Source organism: Psychrobium sp. 1_MG-2023, assembly GCF_030689115.1.
Lineage (GTDB): Bacteria > Pseudomonadota > Gammaproteobacteria > Enterobacterales > Psychrobiaceae > Psychrobium.
Genome location: NZ_JAUYVJ010000067.1, coordinates 1 through 1,699 on the forward strand (window position 1 = coordinate 1; position 1,699 = coordinate 1,699).

Genomic DNA, 1,699 nt, shown 5'->3' on the forward strand with positions numbered 1-1,699 from the left:
ACAACACTTGGTGATAAAACACCAATTAACTATGAGAAATTACAGAATGAAGTGTCCGGTTGGACTTGACCAGAATATACGCCCAATAACATTAAGGTTGTAAATATTCGAATTAATGTAAGCCTTTTGACTTTTGTAATATCCGAAGCTATCTCTGAAAATATAGGGAATTTGTGTACTAAAACGATAAACAGAACAAATAACGTAGGCGTTATAAAATAATCAACGCTGGTATTTGTTGTGGCTTCGAAATATATGCTCAAACTTTGACAATCCAGTTAACGCCTCACTAAGAGGCAAATAATTGTTGGCTAAAATAAGCGACGAAGGAGCAAACAGCCAACTGTTATTTGTCCTTTTGAGTGACTTGTTAGCACTCATTTTCACTGAAATTAGCAAAAACTTCTTGTTCTTGTTTCTTAAAGTCGGGGAACTCTCCAATTTTGAATATATTACAGCCATTAACAGTTAAGTGTTGGGCATATATTTCACCACCGATATAAATCCTATTCTCAGGAGTTTCTTTAGATTGTATTTCTCTCTGCTCTTGCATCATAGAAGGTATTAATTTTAATAAGTCACCTTCAGGCACTTTACATTCTGGCTTTACTGCAGTTCCATAGCCAAGGGATTCTGATGCAAAGTTATTTGTTGAACGATATGCAAAAACTAAAACTTCATTTGTATCTTCAGAAAAGCCAAGTTGATAAACAGTTGATGTATAACTTTCCGGTAAAGATTGCCTAACTTTATAGTCTTCCCATAGCCGTATTAAACCGTCTTGCGTATGGTAATCTAGATTATCGAGGCCTTTGACAACCATTCTACTTGTAACATACATAGCCCACTCATTTGAGAAACCCCCAACTCCTGTGCCTGCAATTATTGTTTTAATATGAGGTATATACATTGATTTAGAGGAAAACATAAATGGTTTTCCGCCATTTGAAACACCAAGCGTATCAGTTGCTACTAGGATTTGATCTTTATCGGTGTAAAAAATTAATGATGACATGCAATTTCCATTTGAGTGCTAACGCCCAACTAAGGGGCTGATAATTGTTGGCTAAAATGTGAAACGAAGTGGAACTGAGCCAACTGTTAGCAGTCCCGCTTTAGTTACTTGTTAGCTGTACTACCACCCAAATAATGTCTTTGTACGAACACCAAATGTAGCGTTACAAATAACGGAGCAATAATAAAAGGCAACAAATACAAGTTTGTACCACCAACAGAGTAACTTGCCACTGCCGAAGATAAAACACCTAACACTATATATATTTTGAGCCTTTTAGGTTTCGTATTTTCTTGCTCAGGGTGCAAAGTTAATACAAGTAAACTTATTGCTCCCCAAAACCCAAGCAAGCCACCAGCAACTAAGAAAGCAAATAATATAGATGACGAATGCCCAGCAAATAAACCTATTAGAATTGCAGGACTAAAAATCACTCCTAAAGTGAGAATAAGCAAAGATGGCGCGAAGCCAATCATAAACTCTAAAATATATAGCGATCTCTTAAGTTTCGTCATGTACAGCTAACGCCTTGCTAAGCGGCGTGTGGCAGTTGGCTAAACTTGCGAGGAACGAGCGTGAGCCAACTGTTACACGTCCGTTTAAGCAACTTGTATGGATAATAAACCCATCTTATTTACTAAATAAATCTAGTTTCCGGTAAAGTGAGACCCAGGCTTTAGCTGC

Annotated in this window: 2 protein-coding genes; both read right to left on the minus strand. The window is 37.1% G+C overall.

Translation table 11 applies throughout. The features are described from left to right. Positions 1-370 precede the first annotated feature (370 nt). The gene (locus tag Q8W26_RS17765; protein ID WP_305473875.1) at positions 371-1,015 is read right to left on the minus strand and encodes a hypothetical protein; all 645 of its coding nucleotides are present in this window, start codon (positions 1,013-1,015) and stop codon (positions 371-373) included. A 104-nt stretch (positions 1,016-1,119) separates the two neighbouring features. After that, complete coding sequence (locus tag Q8W26_RS17770; RefSeq protein ID WP_286957185.1) at positions 1,120-1,530, minus strand: hypothetical protein; 411 nt, start codon at positions 1,528-1,530, stop codon at positions 1,120-1,122. Positions 1,531-1,699: the final 169 nt, after the last annotated feature.